17 protein-coding genes are annotated in these 22,148 nt (G+C 52.7%); 13 read left to right on the top strand and 4 right to left on the bottom strand.

The features are described from left to right. Nucleotides 1-41: 41 nt before the first annotated feature. Both asnS and FIU95_RS10455 read right to left on the bottom strand, forming a co-directional pair. Complete coding sequence (asnS, locus tag FIU95_RS10460) at nt 42-1,448, bottom strand: asparagine--tRNA ligase (RefSeq protein WP_152453717.1); 1,407 nt, start codon at nt 1,446-1,448, stop codon at nt 42-44. A gap of 217 nt (nt 1,449-1,665) precedes the next feature. Beyond that, nucleotides 1,666-1,962, bottom strand: a complete 297-nt coding sequence (locus FIU95_RS10455; RefSeq protein ID WP_152453716.1) for a hypothetical protein — start codon at nt 1,960-1,962, stop codon at nt 1,666-1,668. Between the two features lie 185 nt (nt 1,963-2,147). On the opposite strand from FIU95_RS10455, the gene FIU95_RS10450 reads away from it, so the two are divergent. The 5 genes from FIU95_RS10450 to FIU95_RS10430 all read left to right on the top strand — a co-directional run bounded on the left by FIU95_RS10450 (nt 2,148) and on the right by FIU95_RS10430 (nt 8,871). Beyond that, nucleotides 2,148-3,782: an alpha/beta-hydrolase family protein gene (locus FIU95_RS10450; protein WP_152453715.1), complete on the top strand. Its 1,635-nt coding sequence runs from the start codon at nt 2,148-2,150 to the stop codon at nt 3,780-3,782. 84 nt (nt 3,783-3,866) lie between these two features. After that, the gene (locus tag FIU95_RS10445; RefSeq protein WP_152453714.1) at nt 3,867-5,501 is read left to right on the top strand and encodes an alpha/beta-hydrolase family protein; all 1,635 of its coding nucleotides are present in this window, start codon (nt 3,867-3,869) and stop codon (nt 5,499-5,501) included. Between the two features lie 51 nt (nt 5,502-5,552). After that, entirely contained in the window at nt 5,553-6,794 is a 1,242-nt protein-coding gene (locus FIU95_RS10440) for a lipoprotein-releasing ABC transporter permease subunit (protein WP_152453713.1), read from the top strand. A 72-nt stretch (nt 6,795-6,866) separates the two neighbouring features. Continuing rightward, nucleotides 6,867-7,619, top strand: coding sequence for a lipoprotein-releasing ABC transporter ATP-binding protein LolD (lolD, locus tag FIU95_RS10435; protein WP_152453712.1), 753 nt, complete (start codon nt 6,867-6,869; stop codon nt 7,617-7,619). Then, a complete protein-coding gene (locus tag FIU95_RS10430; protein WP_152453711.1) occupies nt 7,612-8,871 on the top strand; it encodes a lipoprotein-releasing ABC transporter permease subunit in 1,260 nt (419 codons plus the stop codon). Before lolD ends, FIU95_RS10430 begins: the two co-directional genes overlap by 8 nt. Before the next feature lie 416 nt (nt 8,872-9,287). Here FIU95_RS10430 and FIU95_RS10425 read toward each other — a convergent pair whose 3' ends face one another. Then, nucleotides 9,288-9,815 carry a DUF2062 domain-containing protein gene (locus tag FIU95_RS10425; RefSeq protein WP_152453710.1) on the bottom strand — a complete coding sequence of 176 codons (528 nt, stop codon included), beginning with the start codon at nt 9,813-9,815 and terminating at the stop codon, nt 9,288-9,290. Between the two features lie 306 nt (nt 9,816-10,121). Here FIU95_RS10425 and FIU95_RS10420 point away from each other — a divergent pair, with 306 nt between their 5' ends. The 7 genes from FIU95_RS10420 to FIU95_RS10390 all read left to right on the top strand — a co-directional run bounded on the left by FIU95_RS10420 (nt 10,122) and on the right by FIU95_RS10390 (nt 20,709). Further along, a complete protein-coding gene (locus tag FIU95_RS10420; RefSeq protein WP_152453709.1) occupies nt 10,122-10,802 on the top strand; it encodes a GntR family transcriptional regulator in 681 nt (226 codons plus the stop codon). Between the two features lie 3 nt (nt 10,803-10,805). After that, nucleotides 10,806-11,684: a methylisocitrate lyase gene (gene prpB / locus FIU95_RS10415; protein WP_152453708.1), complete on the top strand. Its 879-nt coding sequence runs from the start codon at nt 10,806-10,808 to the stop codon at nt 11,682-11,684. A 98-nt stretch (nt 11,685-11,782) separates the two neighbouring features. Then, entirely contained in the window at nt 11,783-12,910 is a 1,128-nt protein-coding gene (prpC, locus tag FIU95_RS10410; RefSeq protein ID WP_152453707.1) for a 2-methylcitrate synthase, read from the top strand. Between the two features lie 129 nt (nt 12,911-13,039). Next, nucleotides 13,040-15,637, top strand: a complete 2,598-nt coding sequence (acnD, locus tag FIU95_RS10405; protein ID WP_152453706.1) for a Fe/S-dependent 2-methylisocitrate dehydratase AcnD — start codon at nt 13,040-13,042, stop codon at nt 15,635-15,637. Continuing rightward, complete coding sequence (prpF, locus tag FIU95_RS10400) at nt 15,638-16,819, top strand: 2-methylaconitate cis-trans isomerase PrpF (RefSeq protein ID WP_253868557.1); 1,182 nt, start codon at nt 15,638-15,640, stop codon at nt 16,817-16,819. 299 nt (nt 16,820-17,118) lie between these two features. Beyond that, the gene (locus tag FIU95_RS10395; RefSeq protein WP_253868556.1) at nt 17,119-17,793 is read left to right on the top strand and encodes a 2OG-Fe(II) oxygenase; all 675 of its coding nucleotides are present in this window, start codon (nt 17,119-17,121) and stop codon (nt 17,791-17,793) included. Between the two features lie 288 nt (nt 17,794-18,081). After that, nucleotides 18,082-20,709 (top strand): TonB-dependent receptor, encoded by a 2,628-nt coding sequence (locus FIU95_RS10390; protein WP_152453705.1) that lies wholly within the window; start codon nt 18,082-18,084, stop codon nt 20,707-20,709. Nucleotides 20,710-20,851: 142 nt separating this feature from the next. Here the strand turns inward: FIU95_RS10390 and FIU95_RS10385 are convergent, their stop codons facing one another. Beyond that, a complete protein-coding gene (locus tag FIU95_RS10385; RefSeq protein WP_152453704.1) occupies nt 20,852-21,688 on the bottom strand; it encodes a DUF4349 domain-containing protein in 837 nt (278 codons plus the stop codon). Nucleotides 21,689-21,885: 197 nt separating this feature from the next. Here FIU95_RS10385 and FIU95_RS10380 point away from each other — a divergent pair, with 197 nt between their 5' ends. After that, on the top strand, nt 21,886-22,131 hold the full coding sequence (locus FIU95_RS10380) for a DUF2164 domain-containing protein (RefSeq protein ID WP_152453703.1): 246 nt from the start codon (nt 21,886-21,888) through the stop codon (nt 22,129-22,131). Nucleotides 22,132-22,148 lie beyond the last annotated feature (17 nt).

Genomic DNA, 22,148 nt, shown 5'->3' with positions numbered 1-22,148 from the left:
GCCAGTGCAAGAAAAAAGCCCCGCAGAGCGGGGCTTTTTCATCAGAACGAGATGTTCTTGGGTGTGCGGGGGAAGGGAATAACATCGCGGATGTTACCCATACCGGTCACGTAGGAGACGATACGATCGAAGCCCAGACCGAAGCCCGCGTGAGGCACTGTGCCGTAGCGGCGCAGGTCGCGGTACCAATCGAGGTGCTCTTTGGGGATGTTCATTTCGTCCATGCGCTCGTCGAGCTTTTCCAGTCGTTCTTCACGCTGGGCACCACCGATAATTTCACCGATACCGGGAGCCAGTACATCCATGGCGGCCACGGTTTTGCCGTCGTCGTTCATGCGCATATAGAAGGCTTTGATGTCCTTCGGATAGTTCAGAACAATAACCGGCTTCTTAAAGTGCTTTTCGGCCAGGTAGCGCTCGTGCTCGGAGGCCAGGTCGATGCCCCAGGATACAGGGAACTCGAACTTCTCGTTGCAGTTTTCCAGAATTTCGATGGCATCGGAGTAGTTGATGCGGGCGAAATCATTTCCGATGATGTTCTCCAGGCGGCTAATGGCCTCTTTATCGATACGCTGGGCGAAGAAGGCCATATCGTCGGCGCGCTCTTCGAGCACCGCTTTGGATACGTATTTCAGCATTTGCTCAGACAGATCGGCGATATCGGCCAAGTCGGCAAAGGCGACTTCCGGCTCAACCATCCAGAATTCGGCCAGGTGGCGGGTAGTGTTGGAGTTTTCCGCACGGAAAGTGGGGCCAAAGGTGTAAACCTTGGACAGAGCTAAGCAGTAGCTCTCCACATTCAGCTGGCCGGATACGGTGAGGAAGCTCTCTTCGCCGAAAAAGTCCTTGCTGTAATCAATGGCACCCTGCTCGTTGCGCGGCAGGTTTTCCATGTCCAGGGTACTGACCCGGAACATTTCACCGGCACCTTCACAATCTGAGGCGGTGAGAATGGGCGTGTGTACGTAGTTAAAGCCGTTCTCGTGGTAGAAGCGGTGAATTGCCTGGGCAATACAGTTGCGCACACGGGCCACCGCGCCGCTGACATTGGTGCGAACGCGCAGGTGCGCATGTTCGCGCAGGTGCTCCATGGTGTGGCGCTTGGGGGACATAGGATAGGTGTCCGGGTCTTCCACCCAGCCGACCACTTGAACTTCGGTAGCTAACAACTCAATCGATTGGCCCTTGCCTTCTGAAGGCTTGATGGTGCCAATAATATCCACCGCGCAGCCGGTGGTCAGGCGCTGTACTTCAGACTGGTAATTGTGCAGGTGATTCTCTGCAACTACTTGAATAGGGTCAAAGCAGCTGCCGTCGTGCACCGCCAGGAAAGAAAGGCCGGCTTTGGAGTCGCGACGGGTTCTGATCCAGCCTTGCACGCGAACTTCTTCGCCCTCGCGGCCGCTGGATTTCAATAGGCTATCTACGGATTCGACTTTTACTGTCATTTTCTATCGGTTTCTCGCTGGTCCTGAAGGTGGTGTTCTGTCAACTTGCCTAAAAGCTGACCACTCCACCAAGGTGAAGTTACGGCGGGCATATTGACCTTTTGCCGAGGGGAAATCCAGTCCCTTAGGTACCGGGGAGGGGGAACAGGGCTGTTCGCCAAAGAAAGGGAGGAGGGGCTAGGTAAGAATTTGACGCCTAGCCCAATGCAATACAATCTCAGCCGCGCGGCTTTTTCACCGTGTGGAGCACAGTATCCCGTTCGAAAAAGACATAGAAGTCGCTGTATTCCCAGCGGGTAATAGCGGGCTCACCAATTGGGCCCTTGATACTGAGGGGCTCACCCAGGCGCGTGCTGATATCGTTTTTCTTCATTCCGCGAGCCTCACCAAAGGACAGCTCACTGCCCTGGGAGCCCACAGGAATCTCCAGGGGTTTTGCCTGAGCGCCAAATGCCAAAAGAAGTGCCACGGTACCAGCAATTCGGGCCACTCCGTTGCGATTTCTGCTGAACATTTATTGTTCTCCGATTTAAGTGTTCGAATACGCCAGGCCATTAGAACAGAAAAAATGCCAAAACACTTGGACTTCTTCACGTTTTTATACCGTTGAAGGCGCCTTGAAGAGGGAAAAAGGTTCGCGAGGGCTGTGAACGTGTGTGCTAGGCTGACAACTGGCCTTGGTCCTGCGGGCGAGCATGGATGCGACTCTCAAAAACCTTCTCAGTTCTGGGGCTATTGCTAGGCGCCATTCTCTTTGCTCTATCCCTCACTCCCTCGCTGACTCCACGCAGTACCTTAATACAGGGGGCTCTGGCGGGAACATCATTCACTTTCGGCTATGTCATCGGTGTGTTTTTGCACTGGCTGTGGAACTACCTTGAGCTTCCCGACATTCCTCTGAACCACGGGCAGCGTAAAGTGCTCAAGCGCTTGGCGCTGGTAGCCTGCATTTATCTGATCGTTATTTTCCTCTGGCAGGGTGCTCACTGGCAGAACTCGGTGCGCGCCCTGATGGGTATGCAACCAGTTTCCGGGGTTGGTCCCTTTACCGTAGGGTCGGTGGCCCTGCTTATCTTCTTAACTTTCTGGCTATTGGGGAGAGGGTTTCGGCATATTATTCTCGCTGTCTCCCAGCACCTCGCCAGGCATATCCCCGAGAGGGTGGCTTTGCTCACGGGGCTAGTAGTAGCGCTAGCGCTGTACTGGAGTATTTTGAATGGGGTACTTCTAAAAGCGACGCTACATACCATCTCAATCATTTGGGAAAGGCACGACCAGGTTATTGCGGAGGGGCTAAAGGCACCTGAGGCTCCACATAAAGTGGGGGGAGCCAATTCTCTTTTATCCTGGAAGTCGGTTGGACATCAGGGGCGGCGGTTTCTGACACTTGGGCCCAGCGTTGAAGACATTCGTGAAGTTGCCGGCTTGGGCAAAGAACCGATCAGAGTTTTTGTTGGGCTGCGTGCGGCAGAGACCCCCTTACAGCGGGCCTTTTTGGCCCTGGCCGAACTGAAGCGCCTCAATGCTTTTGAGAGAGAGATTTTACTGATCGCGACCCCCACCGGTGAAGGCTGGCTGGACCCTGGGGCGGTGAATTCTTTGGAGTACCTATATCGGGGGGATGTGGCTAGTGTCGCCACACAATACTCCTACCTGCCAAGCCCTTTTGCATTTTTAACCGATAACCGATACGGCGTGGAATCGGCTAGGGCACTATTTAAGGTGATCTACGAATATTGGGAAGATTTGCCGGTCGAAACACGCCCCAGGTTATATCTTTTTGGCTTGAGCCTTGGCGCTCAATTGTCTGAAGCCTCCTTTGATTTCTACGACATCATCGATGACCCTATTGATGGCGTACTCTGGGCTGGGCCTCCGTTTGGTTCCGGTATCTGGCGCACAATAACGGACAACCGTGATCCCGGTACTCCTGCCTGGCTGCCGCAATTTAGAGGGGGGGAGGTTGTGCGCTTTGGCAATCAGTACGGTGGCTATTTGGGGCAGGAGCCCTGGGGGCGTTTCCGCATTGCCTTCTTACAACATGCCAGTGACCCCATTGTTTTCTTCGATTTTCGCTGGATGTTACGAAAGCCCGACTGGCTGGAGCGCCCCCGGGGGCCGGATGTCTCGCCCGATCTTCACTGGTTTCCAATCGTCACCATGCTTCAGCTGCTGGCAGACCTGAATCTGGGGATTGCGCCACTGGCTTTTGGTCATCGCTATTCTCCCGATGGATATCTCCTCGCATGGATGGCGCTGACGGAGCCACCTGACTGGAGCGATGAGGAGCTAAAGCGTCTGCGGGAAAAGCTCAGAACCTACCCGGTGCGTTGAAAATATGGAAATGCCGAGGCTGATTCAGGTGGGGTAGGTACTGTGCTAGTTTGACGAATATCTTGGTCGCGCGGGCAGGCATGGATGCGAACAACCCTTGCTTTTTCATTTGCTGGCTTGTTGCTTGGTGCAATTTTTTTCGCTCTGAGCCTAACCCCTTCGCTAATTCCCCGCAGCTCCCTTGTTCAGGGCATCCTTTCCGGCGTCGCCTTCACCATCGGCTACTCTTTGGGCGTGCTTTTCCGCCGGATTTGGAAGTATTTAGAGATTCCTGATCCCCCGCTAACTAATCAGCAACAACGTAGATTGAGGATCTTGGTGATTCTCATTGGCGTCAGCCTGATTTTTGGGTTTCTCTGGCAAGGGACAGACTGGCAGAACTCGGTGCGCTCATTAATGGGGATGCCATCGGTTTCCGGTATTGGCCCTGTTACGATCGGAGCTGTTGCGTTCTGTGTGTTTCTAATCTTCAGGATGATCGGTAAAGGTTTCCGTAAGATAGTTCTCGCGGTGTCTGCTCGGTTGGAAGAGGTTATTCCAGAGCGAGTGGCAATGCTCACCGGGTTACTTATTGCGCTATTGATTTATTGGAGCGTGTTGAGTGGGGTGCTGCTTCAAGCGGGTCTATATACGATTTCAATCATCTCTGAAAAGCTGGATTTGATTATTGCTGAGAACCTGCCGCCCCCTGAGAACCCCAGTGAGACAGGTGGGGCGGACTCGTTTCTGTCCTGGGGCAGTGTCGGGCATGAAGGGCGCCGATTTCTGACGCTTGGACCCACTGTCGAGGATATTCGGGAGGTTGCTGGAGAAGGAATAGACCCTATCAGAGTTTATGTGGGCATACATTCTGCGGATACTCCACAACAACGTGCACTCTTGGCGCTTGAGGAGTTAAAGCGGCTCGGGGCATTTGAGCGGGAAATTTTGTTGATCGCAACTCCCGTGGGAGATGGCTGGATAGACCCGGGTGCCGTGAATTCACTTGAGTTCTTATACCGGGGTGATGTGGCTACAGTCGCGCTTCAGTATTCATATTTACCAGGTCCTAGCGCCTTATTTACCGACAATAAATATATCAGAACCTCAGCACGCTCACTGTTCAAGGTGATTTACGATTACTGGAAAGAGTTGCCTGTGAGTAAGCGCCCCAGGCTTTATCTATATGGACTGAGTTTGGGGGCAAAGCTGTCTGAAGACGCATTTGAGTTCTACGATATTATCGATAACCCCATCGATGGTGCGCTCTGGGCCGGTCCCCCTTTTAGTATGAAAGCCTGGAGGGTGATTACTGATAATCGCGATCCAGGCTCGCTGGCCTGGCTTCCCCAGTTCAGGGGAGGGAAGGTGGTGCGCTTCGGCAACCAATATGGTGGTTATTTGGGGCAAGAGCCCTGGGGTAAATTCCGTATCGCTTTTCTCCAGCACGCCAGTGATCCAATCGTTTTTTTTGATTGGCGCTCGGCGCTTCGCAGGCCCGACTGGCTGGAGCACCCGAGGGGGCCCGATGTCTCTCCGGATCTGCGCTGGTTTCCTGTTGTCACTATGTTGCAGTTGTTGGCGGACTTTAATGTTGGGGTGACACCGAAGGATTTTGGGCACCGCTATTCTGCAGAGGGATATACCCTCGCTTGGATAGCCCTGACCGAGCCCCCAGGCTGGAATGAGACAAAACTGCAGAATCTACGGGCTAAGTTAAAAACGTTCTCTAAACGTTGAAGTTGCTTAAATCCTTGGATTTCTTGACTATTTTCCGTTTAAATCGGCTCTATGTTAAAACCTGTCCCCCTTTTTATCGGCCTGAGATATGTCGCTGCCCGCCGCAGGCAGCAGTTTATTTCCTTTATCAACGGCTTCTCCCTGGTTGGCATGGCGCTGGGTGTTTTTGCCTTGATCGTCGTGACTTCAGTCATGAATGGCTTCGATCGTGAGCTAAAAACACGGATATTGAGCGTGGTGCCCCACGGCTTTGTCGAGCGTGAAGGCGGCCTGCAGGAGTGGCAGAGCGTGGCCGAAAAGCTTGTGCAGCAGCCCCATGTGGAGGCGGTGAGCCCCTTTGTGAAAGGGTTTGCCCTGTTGAGCGCCTACGGCGATAGCCACGGAGTTGAGTTCCAGGGTGTCGATCCCGAAGCACTGCGCAACGTCTCCAAAGTGGGTGAGAACATGGTGATGGGCAGCCTGGATGAGCTGCAGCCGCGCAGTTACCGTATCGTGCTCGGTCGTATCCTCGCCCAGCAGCTCAATGTGATGCCCGGTGAATCCGTCATTCTGACCCTGCCTGAAGTCGTGGTAACACCCGCTGGTATCTTCCCGCGTACCAAACGCTTTACCGTCGCCGGTGTTTTCTCAGTGGGTGCTCAGGTGGACCAAAATGTGGCGCTGATGCATGTTGAGGATGCGGCCCGACTGATGCGCATGTCCGGCAAGGTGCAGGGGCTGCAGCTGCGTTTCGACGATATGGACAATGCCCTGGGCAGGGTCGAGCCCTATGCCGCGAATCTCGGTGAGGGGTTCAGTGGGGAGGACTGGAGTCATTCTCAGGGAAGCTTGTTCCAAGCGGTGAAGATGGAAAAGACGGTGGTCACTTTGATGTTAATGATCATCGTAGCAGTGGCGGCCTTCAATATTGTCTCAGCCCTGGTGCTGATGGTGGCGGACAAGCGCTCCGATATCGCCGTGCTCAGGACACTTGGGCTCACATCCCGCCAGATTATGGTGGTGTTCGTTGTACAGGGCAGTGCTATCGGGTTGATCGGTGCCTTCAGTGGCGCCTTGCTGGGAGTCCTGGTTGCGCTCAATCTCACCGAAATGGTGAGCTGGGTCGAGAATCTACTGGGTGCCAAGATATTTGATCCACGGGTATTTTTCGTGAGCTACCTGCCGTCGGAGTTTCGTTTGGGGGATGCGGTAGTGGTGTTATCCGCCGCTGTCTGTATGAGCTTACTGGCGACACTGTTCCCCGCGTGGCGGGCGGCGCAAATTGAGCCGGCTGAAGCTTTGCGATATGAATAAAGTCTCTGTAAATCAAATAGATATGATTGGTTTGCAAAGTAATTTCTTAGAATTTGGAAGCGGCAAATATTGATGAATAGTCGAGTGGAAATAGACGCCGAGCAAGCGAGGCCGGCGCAGGCTCCCGGTGATGCCGTCCTGGCCTGTCGCCAGTTGCGCAAGAGTTATCGCCAGGGGGGCAGGGACCTTGAGGTTCTGCGTGGAGTGGAGCTTCAGGTAGAGCGGGGTGAGAAGCTCGCCATCGTGGGGGCCTCTGGCTCTGGCAAGTCTACCCTGCTCAATTTACTCGGCGGGCTGGATACGCCGAGTACGGGAGAAGTTTGGGTGGCTGGCCAGAACCTGGCGACACTCAATGCCAATGAGCGCGGTTGGCTGCGCAATAGCAGTCTCGGTTTTGTCTACCAGTTTCACCATCTGCTCAACGAATTTACCGCTCTGGAAAATGTGGCTATGCCATTGCTGATCGGTAAGCACAGTGTGGCAAATGCCCGAGCCGAGGCCAAATCCATGCTGGAAGCGGTGGGTCTCGGGGAAAGAATTGGCCATAAACCCTCACAGCTATCCGGTGGTGAGCGCCAGCGCGTGGCGATTGCACGGGCACTGGTGACTCGCCCGGCCTGTGTGCTGATGGATGAGCCCACCGGAAACCTGGATAGAGCGACGGCAGGGGAGATTCACAAGTTGATGGACCGGCTCAATCGCGAAATGGGCATCAGTTTTGTGATTGTTACCCACGACCCGGATCTTGCCGCGGCCTTGGACCGCTGCCTGCACTTGGTGGATGGTGAGCTTCTCAGTGACTGGCACCAGGGTGATCATGTTTAAGCCACTCCCCGCCTTTATCGGCCTGCGTTACGCGGGAGCCCAGCGCCGCAGCGATGACTCCGCCGGCCTGGTCTCTTTTATCTCTGGTCTGTCGATGATTGGCCTGGTGCTTGGCGTTGCCCTGATGATCGTGGTGATGTCAGTCATGAATGGCTTCGATCGCGAGCTGCGTGAGCGCATTCTCGGCATCATGCCTCATGCCACTCTCTATAACGCCACTGCGGAGGTGGATTGGCCCGCTTTGCGCGATCAGCTGGCGGCGGATGCCCAGGTGGAGTCTGCAGCGGAAGTTTGGCAGGTGAATGCGCTTGCCCGTCGCGGCAGCGAGGTAACACCGCTGTTAGTGCAGGGAGTCAACCCGGACACCATCGTTAATGTGTCGAACATCAGTGATTTCCTCAGCCCGAATGCCTTTCCAGCGATACTCGATGATTCCGCGCCGGGAGTGATTCTGGGGCGCGGTATTGCGGAAAAACTGGGAGTGGAGCAGGGCGATTACCTGTCTTTGATCGTACCGAACAACGATGCAGCCTCTGGTGGCCGTCGTGCCGCCCATGTGGCCGGCTTCAAGGTGGCGGAAGTCTTTCACTCGGGAACGGTTCTGGATCAGTCCTTAGCGCTGGTTTCCTGGGAGCAGGCCCAGGGGCTGGCCGGTAAAAAAGGTGGCGCTGGTATACAGCTGCGTGTGACCGAGATGCTCGAGGCCAATTGGATCATGCGGAGACTGCTGAAAGATCTGCCCCGCGATGGCTATTACGGCACGGATTGGAGTCGCACTCACGGTAATCTCTACCAGGCGATTCAGATGTCCCGCAATCTGGTGGGACTATTGGTGTTGTTGATCATCGCCATTGCCGCATTCAACGTGGTCTCGACCCTGGTGATGGTGGTGATCGACAAGCATACGGATATCGCCATTCTGCGTACTATGGGCGCAAGCACCCGGCAGATTCTTCTCACCTTCGTTAGTCAGGGAGCGCTAGTAGGATTGGTTGGTGCTCTCGTTGGTGGTGCACTGGGAATTTTGGCGTCGCTGACGGTAACTGACCTGGTGGCGGGTCTTGAATCCACGTTCGGCATCCAGTTTCTAAAGTCTGATGTCTATCCGGTAGATTATCTGCCATCGGAGCTTTCCTGGGCCGATGTGGCTCTGGTGGTTGGCGCGGGTTTCCTGCTTAGCCTGCTGGCCACGCTCTATCCCGCTCTCCAGGCAAGTCGCGTGCAGCCCGCTGCGGCATTGCGCAACGAATAAACAGCTGGCGCTGGTCAGGGCTCAACAGATATTGCGTAAGTGACTGCCGCTGCCAGCGGCAGTCATCTCATAGATTCTTGTTCTTATAGCAAGTCTGGAATTTGAAAACTGGCGGGTAAAGACCTTTTTCCCGGATGGCATGCGCGAGGGAACGATTTGCTATGCCGAGGGTTGGCAGATTTTTCCGTTGTGGTTGGTTTGCCTTGGCGCTATGAACTCAGCCCTGGTAGTGGTCTGGATGGTAGCCTTAACCGCCTCGGGAGATAGGGTCAAGGCAGCTTCCATTTCCTTTCTGGTCGGTACATTTACAGCTCTAGGGCTGGGAAGCCTTACTAATCAAGCCCTACCGGCACTGCTGTCGATTGCCGCGGGAGCCGCGGCTTTGTTTTGTGTTGGCAGGTATTGCAACAGTAAGGTCAGCTGCTGACCGCAGAGCGGCGCTCTATACGCAGTTTCCAGCGTTTTACCACGTGCCAGCGCCATAGGGCGCGCATGGAAAAATAGGCGACAGTGGCAAAGAAAACCCCCGCCAATACCGAGCCAAAAAACAGCGGCATCCAGATTTTACCCACCTCGTCCGTAAGCCACTCCCAAGAGAGCTCGATATCAAAGTCCACCGGGGGGGTACCCAGAATCCAGGCGCCCAGCTTGTAGGTGCTGTAGAAAATCGCGGGCATGGTGATCGGATTGCTAATCCATACCAGGATGATGGACAGCGGCAGATTACAGCGCAGCCATAGGGCCAGCAGTGCGGCAATAACCATTTGCCCGGGTAGCGGCAGGAAGCTGGTGAAAACGCCAACGGCAAAAGCGACTGAAACCGAGTGACGGTTCAGGTGAAATAGATTGGGATCGTGAAGAAGAGTCCCCAGAAACTTGAGCCCATTCTTGGCTCGGATTTCTTCGGGGCTTGGCAGCCATCGCCTGATAATACTCTTCGGCATAACTCTGTCTGAAACCTGGGTGCTGGCAGCCTTTGTTAATGAGCGCTGTACCGGGGTTTGGAAAATTCATTCGTCGGGATTTTTTCCCTACCCCAAATAAGCATAGAGCGCCCAGGGTGGTAGGGCATGCCGTATCTGGCGCGGGCGCTATTATGCCCACTTAAGGGAGGCAAGACTACTACTGTGATAGAAGTCATTTTGCGCCATAAATTGTCAACAATTGTTCACAATGATTCGAGTTGACGTTCAGGTCTGAGTGATTTAAGGTCTGCCATCCCAAAAAATTGTCGACAATATTGAAACCTTATGGGTTCGACTGGAGTAAATAGCCCCCTGCGGGAGCCTCATCAAAGCCTTGCTGAGCGCCTGTTTTTAACCCTGCGCGGCGAAATTGTGGAGGGGCGTATTCCCGCGGGCAGCAAAATCAGCGAGCCGGAATTGGCCCGCCGCTTCAATGCCAGTCGCGGCAGTTTGCGTGAAGCCCTGATGCGTTTGGAGTCACTGGGTTTGCTGGAGCGCCGGGTCAATGTGGGTGCTCGCGTGGTAGAGCTGAGTGAACGCGGTCTGTTAGATCTCTACGAAGTGCGAGAAGCACTTGAGGGGATGGCCTGCCGTCTTGCCGCCGAGCAGCGCAGCGAGGAAGACCTGTTGGAACTGCGCCAGATGTTGTCCCGTCATGAGCAGCAGGAAGAGCTGCAAGCCGGTAAGGCGTACTTCCAGCCAGAGGGGGATTTCGACTTCCATTTTCGTATTGTGCAGGCCTCCAAGAACGATCTGTTGATCGACACCCTGTGCAACCGTCTTTATTACCGTGTTCGTATGTATCGCTATCAATTGGGCATGGCCAGCCCCAGGGCTCAGCGCGCTTTTCGCGAACACAGCCACATTATCGAAGCCATAGAAGCGGGGGATGGTGAATTGGCGGAGCTGTTGATGCGCCGACATATCCGTGCTTCCAGGCAGAACATTGAAAATAAACTGAGGTAGAGCATGAGCCAAAAGCCTTCCGCCGGCGCGCGTTTCCGCAGCGCCCTTGCCGAGAACCAACCGCTTCAAGTGGTTGGCACCATCAATGCCTATTCCGCCATTATGGCCGAGCGTATTGGTCACAAGGCGATTTACCTTTCCGGTGCCGGCGTTGCCAATGCCTCTTACGGCCTGCCGGATCTGGGTATGACCAGCCTCGACAATGTGCTCGAGGACGTACGCCGTATTACTGCGGCCAGTGAGCTGCCGTTGCTGGTGGATATTGATACCGGCTGGGGCGGCGCTTTCAATATCGCCCGTACTATCAAAGAAATGATTCGTGCCGGTGCTGCAGCGGTACATATCGAAGACCAAGTGGCGCAGAAGCGCTGCGGTCACCGCCCGAATAAAGAGATTGTCTCCAAGCAGGAGATGGTGGATCGCATCAAGGCGGCCGTGGATGCGCGTACCGATGATGACTTCTTTATCATGGCCCGCACCGATGCCTTCGCTCAAGAAGGTTTAGATGCCGCTGTTGAACGTGCTCAGGCCTGTATCGAAGCCGGTGCCGATGGCATCTTTGCCGAGGCGGTCACTGAGTTGGAGCATTATCGCGCATTTAAAGACGCGCTGAATGTGCCCATTTTGGCGAATATCACTGAATTTGGTAAAACCGAACTCTATAACGCTAAAGAGTTGGGTGAAGCGGGCGCAGATATCGTACTGTATCCGCTGTCGGCGTTCCGCGCCATGAACCGTGCGGCGGAGAATGTGTACTCCAGTATTCTGCAAAATGGTGACCAAAAAGCAGTAGTGGACACCATGCAGACCCGTGAGGAGCTATACGACTACCTCAATTATCACGTGTTCGAGCAGAAGCTCGATGAGTTGTTTAAGAAGTAAATCACTTTACAAAATGTATGAGCCGCCGGATTTGGCAGCTCATACGGCGGTTTTCGGATAAACACAGAGACTGTGTCAATTTAGGGGAGAGAAGGAAGATGTCAGATAAAGCATTGAGTGGTGCCGGACTGCGCGGCCAGGTAGCGGGTAAAACGGCGTTATCCACGGTAGGTAAATCCGGCTCAGGCCTCACTTACCGCGGTTACGATATTAAAGATCTGGCGCAACACTGCGAGTTTGAAGAAGTTGCCTACCTGATCTTTTATGGAGAGCTGCCTACCAGCGACCAACTGGCGGAATATAAGGCCCTGTTAAAGGGCATGCGCGGCCTGCCGCAAGCGCTAAAAGAAGTGCTAGAGCGCATTCCCGCCGATGCCCACCCGATGGATGTGATGCGTACCGGATGCTCCATGTTGGGTAACCTGGAAGGGGAAGAGTCCTTTGCCCAGCAACTGGAAAAAGCCAACCGCCTACTGGCCGCTTTCCCCTCTATCATCTGCTACTGGTATCGCTTCACCCACGACAACGTGCGGATCGAAACAGATACCGATGACGACAGCATCGGCGGCCACTTCCTACATATGCTACGTGGCGAGAAGCCCAACGCACTGCATGAGCAGGTGATGAACGTTTCCCTGATCCTCTACGCAGAGCACGAGTTTAACGCGTCCACTTTCACTGCCCGTGTTTGTGCCTCTACTCTGTCTGATCTGTTTAGCTGCATTACCGGTGCCATCGGCACTCTGCGTGGCCCGCTGCATGGCGGCGCCAACGAGGCGGCAATGGAAATGATCGAGCGTTTTGCCAACCCGGATGAAGCAGAGAAAGAACTGCTGGGCATGCTGGAGCGTAAAGAGAAAATTATGGGCTTTGGCCACGCCATTTATCGAGAGTCCGATCCGCGCAACGAGATCATCAAGGCCTGGTCTGAGAAACTGTCTGAAGATGTTGGTGATACAGTGCTGTACCCGGTATCTGTTCGCTGTGAAGAAGTCATGTGGCGTGAGAAAAAATTGTTCTGTAATGCCGACTTCTTCCACGCATCCGCTTATCACTTTATGGGAATTCCCACCAAGCTGTTCACGCCGATTTTTGTAATGTCTCGTGTTACCGGCTGGGCTGCCCACGTATTTGAGCAGCGCGCAGACAACCGCATTATTCGCCCTAGCGCTGAATATGTAGGTGTTGAGCCGCGCGAAGTACCGCCTATCGCCGAGCGCGGTTAATTTTCATTTCTTACTGAAATGATGCACACCCGGTGTGCCGGCTTCAGGTTGCCATTGGTTGGCGACCTGGAGCCACTTTCTGAAGAGACACGATTTTAAAAAGATTCGACTGAACTGATTTACCTAGCTATGAATACTGATTACCGCAAATCACTGCCCGGTACCGACCTCGATTATTTCGATACCCGCGCCGCCGTTGACGCGATCCAGCCCGGAGCCTATGCCAAACTGCCGTATACCTCACGTATTCTGGCGGAAAACCTGGTACGTCGCTGTGAGCCGGAAAAACTGACCGACTCCCTGAAGCAGATTATTGAGCGCAAACGCCAGTTGGATTTTCCCTGGTTCCCGGCGCGAGTGGTGTGCCACGATATTCTCGGCCAAACCGCATTGGTAGACCTGGCCGGTCTGCGCGATGCCATTGCCGAAAAAGGCGGTGATCCCGCCAAGGTAAATCCAGTTGTTCCCACCCAGTTGATTGTGGATCACTCCCTCGCGGTCGAGCACCCCGGTTTTGAGAAGGATGCTTTTGAAAAAAACCGTGCGGTAGAGGAGCGTCGTAACGAAGACCGCTTCCACTTTATCAACTGGACCAAAACCGCGTTTGAAAATGTGGATGTGATTCCTCCCGGCAACGGCATCATGCACCAGATCAACTTGGAGAAAATGTCTCCGGTGGTGCAGGTGCGCGAAGGCGTGGCCTTCCCGGATACCTGTGTTGGTACCGACAGTCACACGCCGATGGTCGATGCCTTGGGTGTGATTTCTGTGGGCGTTGGCGGCCTGGAAGCTGAGAGCGTGATGCTCGGCCGCGCCTCTTATATGCGTCTGCCGAATATCGTTGGGGTGGAACTTACCGGAAAATTGCAGCCGGGTATTACTGGTACCGATTTGGTACTGGCTCTCACTGAATTCCTGCGCCGTGAGCGCGTGGTCGGTGCCTACCTGGAATTCTATGGTGAAGGGGCCTCCAACCTGACCCTGGGTGATCGCGCCACTATTTCCAATATGACGCCGGAATATGGCGCGACTGCGGCCATGTTCTCCATCGATGAGCAGACCATCGATTACCTCAAGCTCACCGGCCGTGATGATGAGCAGGTAGCTTTGGTAGAGAAGTTTGCCAAGGAGACTGGCCTCTGGTCCGATACCTTGAAGGATGCCGAATACGAGCGCGTGCTGAAGTTCGACCTGGACACAGTGGGCCGTAACCTTGCTGGCCCCTCCAACCCCCACGCGCTGCTGCCGGCCTCAGAACTGGCTAATCGTGGAATCGCTAAAGCCTGGGAAGAGAAAGCCGGTGAGATGCCCGATGGTGCTGTGATTATTGCCGCGATTACCAGCTGCACCAATACCAGCAACCCGCGCAATATGATTGCCGCAGGCCTGATTGCCCGCAATGCGAACAAGCTCGGCCTGACCCGTAAGCCCTGGGTCAAGTCATCCCTGGCTCCAGGCTCCAAAACGGTAAAAATGTATCTGGAAGAGGCCGACCTGCTACCTGATCTGGAGCAGATGGGCTTTGGCGTAGTGGCTTTCGCCTGCACCACCTGTAACGGTATGAGCGGTGCCCTGGACCCGAAAATCCAGCAGGAAGTGATCGACCGCGATCTGTATGCTACTGCGGTCCTGTCTGGAAACCGCAACTTCGACGGTCGTATCCACCCCTATGCCAAGCAGGCTTTCCTGGCGTCACCGCCGCTGGTCGTTGCCTACGCCATTGCCGGCACCATCCGTTTCGATATCGAAAAAGATGCGCTGGGATACGATGCCGATGGCAACCCGATTACCCTGAAAGATATCTGGCCCAGTGATGAAGAGATCGATGCGATCGTACGTCAGAGCGTGAAGCCACAGCAGTTTCGCGATGTGTATATTCCCATGTTCGAAGAGCGGGATGCCGCAGAAGAGCAGGGCCACGCACTCTACGACTGGCGCCCGATGAGCACCTATATCCGCCGGCCACCTTATTGGGAAGGTGCCCTGGCAGGCGAGCGCAGTTTGAAGGGCATGCGCCCGCTGGCGGTGCTGGGTGACAATATCACTACCGACCACTTGTCTCCCTCCAATGCCATTCTGGCCAGCAGTGCTGCCGGTGAATACCTGGCGAAGATGGGCTTGCCGGAGGAGGACTTTAACTCCTACGCGACCCACCGTGGCGACCACCTCACTGCCCAGCGTGCAACTTTCGCCAATCCGAAGCTACTCAACGAAATGGTGCGCGATGATAAGGGCGAGATTCGCCAGGGCTCCCTGGCTCGTGTCGAGCCGGAAGGGCAGGTTACCCGGATGTGGGAGGCGATCGAGACTTATATGGATCGCAAGCAGCCGCTGATTATCATTGCTGGTGCCGACTATGGGCAGGGCTCTTCCCGTGACTGGGCCGCGAAAGGTGTGCGCCTGGCCGGCGTAGAAGCGATTGTGGCCGAAGGCTTCGAGCGTATTCACCGTACTAACCTGATCGGTATGGGCGTGTTGCCGCTAGAGTTTAAGCCGGGAACCACCCGCGAAACCCTGGGCATCGGCGGTACTGAAACCTTCGATGTGATCGGTGAGCGCACTCCCCATGCCACGCTGACTCTACTGATCCACCGCGCCAACGGTGAGACAGTTGAAGCTCCGGTAACCTGCCGCTTGGATACTGCAGAAGAGGTTTCCATTTATGAGGCTGGGGGTGTTTTGCAGCGCTTTGCGAAAGACTTCCTCGAAGCAGAGGCGACGGCTTAAATGTTGAAATTTGCTCCTCAAGTCAAAATCCCCGCGACTTATATGCGCGGGGGCACCAGCAAGGGCGTTTTCTTCCGTTTACAGGATCTACCCGAAGTTGCGCAGGTCCCCGGAGAGGCTCGTGATAATTTGCTGTTGCGGGTAATTGGCAGCCCGGACCCTTACGGAAAGCATACCGATGGGATGGGCGGTGCCACTTCGAGCACCAGCAAAACGGTGATCCTGTCTGCCTGTGATAAGCCCGATCACGATGTGAACTACCTGTTTGGCCAGGTTTCCATCGATAAGCCCATGGTCGATTGGAGCGGTAACTGCGGTAATCTCACTGCGGCTGTTGGAGCCTTTGCGATTAATAGCGGCTTTGTGGATGCTGCGCGAATTCCAGAGAATGGTATTTGCACCGTGCGCATTTGGCAGGCCAATATTGGCCAAACCATTATCGCCCATGTGCCTATTACCAATGGTGAAGTGCAGGAAACCGGAGATTTCGAGCTGGATGGCGTTACCTTCCCGGCTGCCGAAGTGGAAATTGAGTTTATGGACCCCTCGGACGGCGAGGGTGCCATGCTTCCCACCGGTAACCCCGTCGATGATCTCGAAGTGCCCGGGATTGGTGTGCTCAAGGCGACCATGATCAATGCCGGTATCCCCACGATCTTTGTCAATGCGGAAGATATTGGCTATATCGGCACTGAGTTGCAGGATGCCATTAATAGCGATAGCAAGGCGCTCGCCATGTTCGAGACCATCCGTGCCTACGGTGCGGTGAAGATGGGCCTGATTTCCTCTGTAGAGGAGGCCGCGGCCCGGCAACATACGCCGAAGATTGCCTTTGTCGCCAAGCCGCAGGACTACATCGCCTCCAGTGGAAAAAAGGTAGCGGCGCAAGATATTGATTTGCTCGTGCGAGCCCTCTCCATGGGTAAGCTGCACCACGCCATGATGGGCACTGCCGCCGTGGCTATCGGTACTGCAGCGGCGATTCCCGGCACCTTGGTAAACCTCGCCGCCGGTGGGGGTGATCGCAATTCCATCTGCTTTGGCCATCCCTCGGGTACATTGCGGGTTGGGGCCCATGCGAAAGTTGTTGATGGCCAGTGGGTTGCCACCAAAGCCATTATGAGCCGTAGTGCCCGTATCCTGATGGAAGGCTGGGTGAGGGTGCCAGGGGATAGTTTCTAGTCTTGGTATAATCACATCTTTAGGGGCGTGATACGCCCCTTTTGAGTAGTCGGCTTGGACTCTTGAAGGGTTTCTATTTTATTAGCCGACTCACTCAATACTTTCGTAGACTCTCAAGCAGCTTTGGGCTACCTTTCCCTGCACCCCGAGCCACCCATTCCAGCTCCTGGCTTATCCTCGGCCGCAATCTCACTCGGGTATTACGCTGTTTCTATAAGAATACAGATTGATTATTAAGCAGTGCCTGTGGCGAAATTTCCACCCATCGCCGCACCTCTTATTGTTAGCAGGAAAATAACTTGGTAGCAGCAAAATTGTTGATGTCGCTCGGTGGCGATAACACTATCGATGAGACTCTATTTGCACACATCGCTAGGGATCTTACCGAGCAGGGCTATAGTATTCGCCATGCCGCGCTTCCTGAATCTCTTTCCAATGCGCTTTTTACCTATCAACAGGAAATGAATGCAGAGAAATTTATTGATGCAGGGATCGGGCGAGGCGACGATTACCTACGGAATGAATTCGTGCGAACGGATGAAATTTGTTGGATTACCGGGGAATCTGCTACAGGAAGAGACTGGCTCAACTGGGCGGGCCAGCTTCAGGTTTATCTTAACAGGCGTCTTTTTCTGGGACTCTTTTCATTTGAAAGCCATTTTGCCCATTACCGTCCTGGGGACTACTACAAAAGGCACTACGATGCATTTCGCGGAGAGGCGAATCGGGTGCTTTCATTGGTCGTTTACCTTAATCCAGGCTGGAACACTGCAGACGCTGGTGAGCTTGTGCTATACAAAGATGAGCAGGATAGGGCCGGCACCAAAGTTACTCCGCTAATGGGAACGGTGGTGACCTTCTTGAGCGAGGAGTTTCCCCACGAAGTTCTACCAGCTAATCGGGATCGCTACTCTATTGCAGGCTGGTTTCGGGTAAATACTTCTGTAACCGATCGGGTTGACCCGCCCCGTTGAAGTACTGAGTTACCCACCTTGAAATGAAGCTCTAAAATTCCCTCCTATCTAGGAAAAACATACTAGCGCTCTGCGGCTGCCGCAGGGCCTCTAGGGTACTACATCGCCTTCCGATTGGTTTAAAGGTCCGATTGATCCTAATCGCGATCCGCCCCGTCGTATCTCAGTTTCACAGAACTCTCCTTTTTGAGATTTTAACCTAGCCGACGTACAGCCGACGGCCCGTAGGTTAGCCATTTATAACAATCAAATCCGGCTTCCCTGTTGCAGCAGATTGGAGAGACATCAATGACAATTAAAAAACCACTTACCCTTGCGATTGCAATGGCCAATATAGCGGTGGCCTCAGCCTGGGCACAGGAAACCAGTAATCAAGAAGATGGCTGGGCGTTGGAAGAAGTAACGGTTACCGCAACCAAGCGCGAAACCAATTTGATGGACACCCCCGTAGCGATCAGTGCATTTACGCAGGAAGAGCTCGACCGCCAGGGTATTAAGAATGTAAAAGATCTGGGCAACACTATCCCTAATGTGGATATTGGCTATGATGCCTCCCAGTCTTCACCAGTAATTTCCATGCGGGGCGTGCGCTCAACTAACACTACCGAGTTTGGTGACCCTGCTGTTGGTCTGCACTTCGACGGTATTTATTCTTCGCGCCCCCAGTCCGCTATGGCAATGATGTTTGACTCAGAAAGGGTTGAAGCCATGCGTGGGCCGCAGGGTACCCTTTATGGACGTAACTCTACTGTTGGTGCCATTAATGTTATCTCCAAGAGACCGGTAATTAACGAGTTTGAAGGTTCAGTCGGAGTTGAGCTGGGTCGCTGGAATCAAGAGCTGGTAAAAGGCGTTATTAATATTCCGGTTTCAGATACCTTTGCTCTACGTGCGTCCTTTATGAACGAGACCCGGGATTCCTATCTAACTGGTTACTACGACGCAAACCAGTATGACAACCGTTATATCAGAGCGGATAGTCTCGGGGCGACCACTCTTTCTAATGATGCAGCGCGTACATTTACTCAGGATGGTAATTGGTGGGCATCTGAGGATGTTTCCCTGGTAAAGGCTGATGCTGAAGACTTCTACGGAAATGTTGACCAGCAGGCAGTACGTATAGGCGCTCTGTGGGAGCCAACTGAAGACATTTCTTGGTATGCCGTAGCCGAGCATTATCAAGATGAAAGTGCTGGTGGTATTAATACCATTGACTGTGAAAAGGCCGAGCAACGTGGAGATGGAACAACTTGTGAAACATACTACGGTTCCGGTGCCGACGAGTACACTGTTGCTGTGAATGTACCAGGTGAGCTCGACCTCACCATGACTTCATTCCGTTCTAACTTCCGCTGGGATTTCAACGATACCATGGCGTTTGTGTATAACACCGGGTATGCAGTTCAGGAACGAAGCAACCTGATTGATATTGATGCTGGTCGCAATACCTGGGATATGAGTATGAGCATTACAGACTCAGAAAATGTCTCTTACTCCCATGAATTGCAGTTACAATCTACAGGCGATGACCCACTTCAGTGGATCGCGGGCTTATTCTATTTTCATGAGAATACAGACTTAAACGGTTATTTCTTAGCCTCGCTTAGCGATGCAACCTTCTGGAGGCAGCCAGATAGAACTGTTGAGGCTGGGGCGATTTTTGCTCAGGCAACCTATAGCCTCACTGATACACTTCACTTGACTGTGGGCGGCCGATATACCGAAGACAAGAAGAGTGATGAAGGTGGTAACAACCTTAAATGTCTCCGTGATTGGTCCACTGAATCAGATGAAGAGTATGGTTGTTTCCCCGCATACTTACAGGGCACCTTTAATAGCTTTTCTACTGACCATTTTGCCGATAGTTCAATTTACACTATAGAAACTTACAATGATGCCAGTCAGAGTTGGGACTCATCAGACTTTCGAATTGGCCTTGACTATGATCTCACTGATGAGGTGATGTTGTATGCTTATGTTGCATCTGGATTTAAGTCTGGCGGGTTGGGTGACGTTGTAATTCAGTATGAGCAAGACCCTACGACCGCTGAGTATACCCTTGATGCTGACGGCAATCGTATAGTTCAGAAGGTAATCGATACTAGTTATGGTGAGGAAGAGGTAGTAACTTGGGAGATGGGTGCTAAAGGCACTTTCCTGGATGGGCGGCTTAATTTAGCGAGTACATTCTTTTTCTCCAAGTATCAGGATATGCAATTGGCTGCACCAGATACAGCATTTTCAGTTTATGCTATAGAGCAAGAGGGCGAGGACGCTGGAGAAATTACTACTGAGCCGGTGGTAATTTACTTAACTAAGAATGCCTCTGAAGCAGAGATTATGGGCTTGGAGCTGGAGTTTGACTGGGCACCATACCCTAATGGACGGATTAGCGGATTTGCGACCTGGATGCAGACTGAAATCACGTCTGACTTTTGGGGTCGCTGGAACTTCAATAACCAGGCGTTGTTTGAAATATCAAGCTATGAGGATGCCTACTCTAATGAAAACCCCGAGTTATTCCGTAACTTAAAGGGTAATGAGCTGCCGGTATCGCCTGAATTCAGCTTCACCATCAACTACGATCATACTTTTGAGTTGGCCCACGGCGGTGCAATTATTCCGTTTATAGGCATCCATTGGGAAGATGAGTCTTATCTGACCTACTGGAATGTTGACAAGCACGACTTCCCCACTGGAGATACTTCTGCTTTTGATGACAGCCGCGATTCTTTCTGGATGGTGAACGCTTCTGTGAAGTATGTAAGCCCGGACGATCAGTGGAATGTTGAAGCCTTTGGTAACAACCTGACTGACGAAGTTGTTCCGTACTATGCAGATGGAAGTGATGGCCTGGTATCTGGCCCATTCTCTACCCCAATGAGCTACGGTGTGCGCTTTAACTACAACTTCTAAGTAGTTGCTGCTGCTCCATAATATATAGCCGGATCATTTTAGATGATCCGGATTTTTTTATATCTCGCCTGTGGAGTCAAAGCTTCTTACGAGTTCTTTAGCACGGTTAAGACATGCAAGTATCATGGGGTTATGTAAGTAGCTAAGCTCTGGTTCTACGCCAAATTATGCGAATCATATAAAATAAAAAAAGGGCGATAAAAGTCCAGGGTATAAGGTAGGCGATTGCAGTGATTGCCTCAGATAGCCCATCAGACAAATTCTCACGAAAATGAGATAGGGAGTCTAATATGGGACGCCAGAAAGAAGTGTAGGATTTTGAGTGCAACTCGATGTGAACCACGTCCATCTGAGTTCGCTTCAGCAGTTCAGCTTTTTTACCTTGTGAATACTCAATATCAGATTGTACCGATGCTAACTTTTCAGCAACCTTGATTAGGGTATCGATGTCACTCGCAGATTTTTGTTCCAGCTCTATAAGTCTCGATTGATACTGGAGCAGCATTTCAAGACGTTTTTGGTTGTCGATAATGACATCCTGTAAATCTTCTGCTTTGGTTTCCTGTTGTATCACTCTTCCTTGCTTTGATGCCAGATCAATGATTTTATCGACTCCGGTGGGGTGGATTCTAAGGTGAATCCTTCCGTAGGATTTTTCATCATTGCGGAGACTAGAATGCAATATAGTGCATTTTTTCTCCATCTCCTGTTGGCAAAGTAATTGGAGTTTGTGGAATACAGGTTCAACTTCTTCAGCAGGTAGTTCAGCTGTCAGGAAATGTTCGTAAGCAATATACTGATCTTGTCCACCTCGATTGCCCCCTGTGATAGGTTCCGGGAACCGGATATCTGCAACTCTGTTGCTGGCGGTATGGGCATTGGGACTGTATGAAGTTGTTGATCTATCACTGCTTGATTCTGAGCAGCCAGAGCTACTACCCAATATAAGCAGGGCAAAGAAGTAGTTAAAAAGTCTCATTTTGATCCCGTTTTTTAGTTAATCCGAATAGATTCGAATCTAACATTGTCCGGTTTGCTTATAAAGATATGCGCCGCTGTACATGTTGTTTACTTGGAGTCATGCATTTGGGATTCATTAAGGGTCTCAACATTTGTGTTATTCTCATATGGGGCTAAGTGTTTGTTCTAAATTTGTGTATTGATGGAAAATAGGTGATGTCGACAATAGAACTGGAAGAAAGGCGAAAGTTAGAGCTAATCGAAAAGATTAGGGGTTATTTATCTAAAGAGTTTGAGTTGGAGATTGGCAGTTTTGAAGCGGAGTTCTTTATTGATTTTCTTGCAAAGGAGATGGGGGCAGGGTTTTATAATCAAGGTCTACATGATGCTCAGGTAATAGTGTCCTCTAAGTTGGAAGATATTTCTGATGCAATTTATGAAATAGAAAAGACTGTCGACTAGAAATATTGCCCCTATTG

Origin of the sequence: Microbulbifer sp. THAF38 (genome assembly GCF_009363535.1) — a bacterium.
GTDB lineage: Bacteria > Pseudomonadota > Gammaproteobacteria > Pseudomonadales > Cellvibrionaceae > Microbulbifer.
Note: the sequence above shows the minus strand (reverse complement) of the source record. Positions and strands in the feature narration are given on the sequence as shown.

Coding starts and splice junctions, on each gene's coding strand:
- FIU95_RS10450 (WP_152453715.1), top strand. CDS start 2,148: ATGCGACTCTCAAAAACCTTCTCAGTTCTGGGGCTATTGCTAGGCGCC.
- FIU95_RS10455 (WP_152453716.1), bottom strand. CDS start 1,962: ATGTTCAGCAGAAATCGCAACGGAGTGGCCCGAATTGCTGGTACCGTG.
- prpF (WP_253868557.1), top strand. CDS start 15,638: ATGTTGAAATTTGCTCCTCAAGTCAAAATCCCCGCGACTTATATGCGC.
- FIU95_RS10380 (WP_152453703.1), top strand. CDS start 21,886: ATGTCGACAATAGAACTGGAAGAAAGGCGAAAGTTAGAGCTAATCGAA.
- FIU95_RS10420 (WP_152453709.1), top strand. CDS start 10,122: ATGGGTTCGACTGGAGTAAATAGCCCCCTGCGGGAGCCTCATCAAAGC.
- prpB (WP_152453708.1), top strand. CDS start 10,806: ATGAGCCAAAAGCCTTCCGCCGGCGCGCGTTTCCGCAGCGCCCTTGCC.
- asnS (WP_152453717.1), bottom strand. CDS start 1,448: ATGACAGTAAAAGTCGAATCCGTAGATAGCCTATTGAAATCCAGCGGC.
- lolD (WP_152453712.1), top strand. CDS start 6,867: ATGAATAGTCGAGTGGAAATAGACGCCGAGCAAGCGAGGCCGGCGCAG.
- prpC (WP_152453707.1), top strand. CDS start 11,783: ATGTCAGATAAAGCATTGAGTGGTGCCGGACTGCGCGGCCAGGTAGCG.
- FIU95_RS10445 (WP_152453714.1), top strand. CDS start 3,867: ATGCGAACAACCCTTGCTTTTTCATTTGCTGGCTTGTTGCTTGGTGCA.
- acnD (WP_152453706.1), top strand. CDS start 13,040: ATGAATACTGATTACCGCAAATCACTGCCCGGTACCGACCTCGATTAT.
- FIU95_RS10385 (WP_152453704.1), bottom strand. CDS start 21,688: ATGAGACTTTTTAACTACTTCTTTGCCCTGCTTATATTGGGTAGTAGC.
- FIU95_RS10390 (WP_152453705.1), top strand. CDS start 18,082: ATGACAATTAAAAAACCACTTACCCTTGCGATTGCAATGGCCAATATA.
- FIU95_RS10430 (WP_152453711.1), top strand. CDS start 7,612: ATGTTTAAGCCACTCCCCGCCTTTATCGGCCTGCGTTACGCGGGAGCC.
- FIU95_RS10425 (WP_152453710.1), bottom strand. CDS start 9,815: ATGCCGAAGAGTATTATCAGGCGATGGCTGCCAAGCCCCGAAGAAATC.
- FIU95_RS10440 (WP_152453713.1), top strand. CDS start 5,553: ATGTTAAAACCTGTCCCCCTTTTTATCGGCCTGAGATATGTCGCTGCC.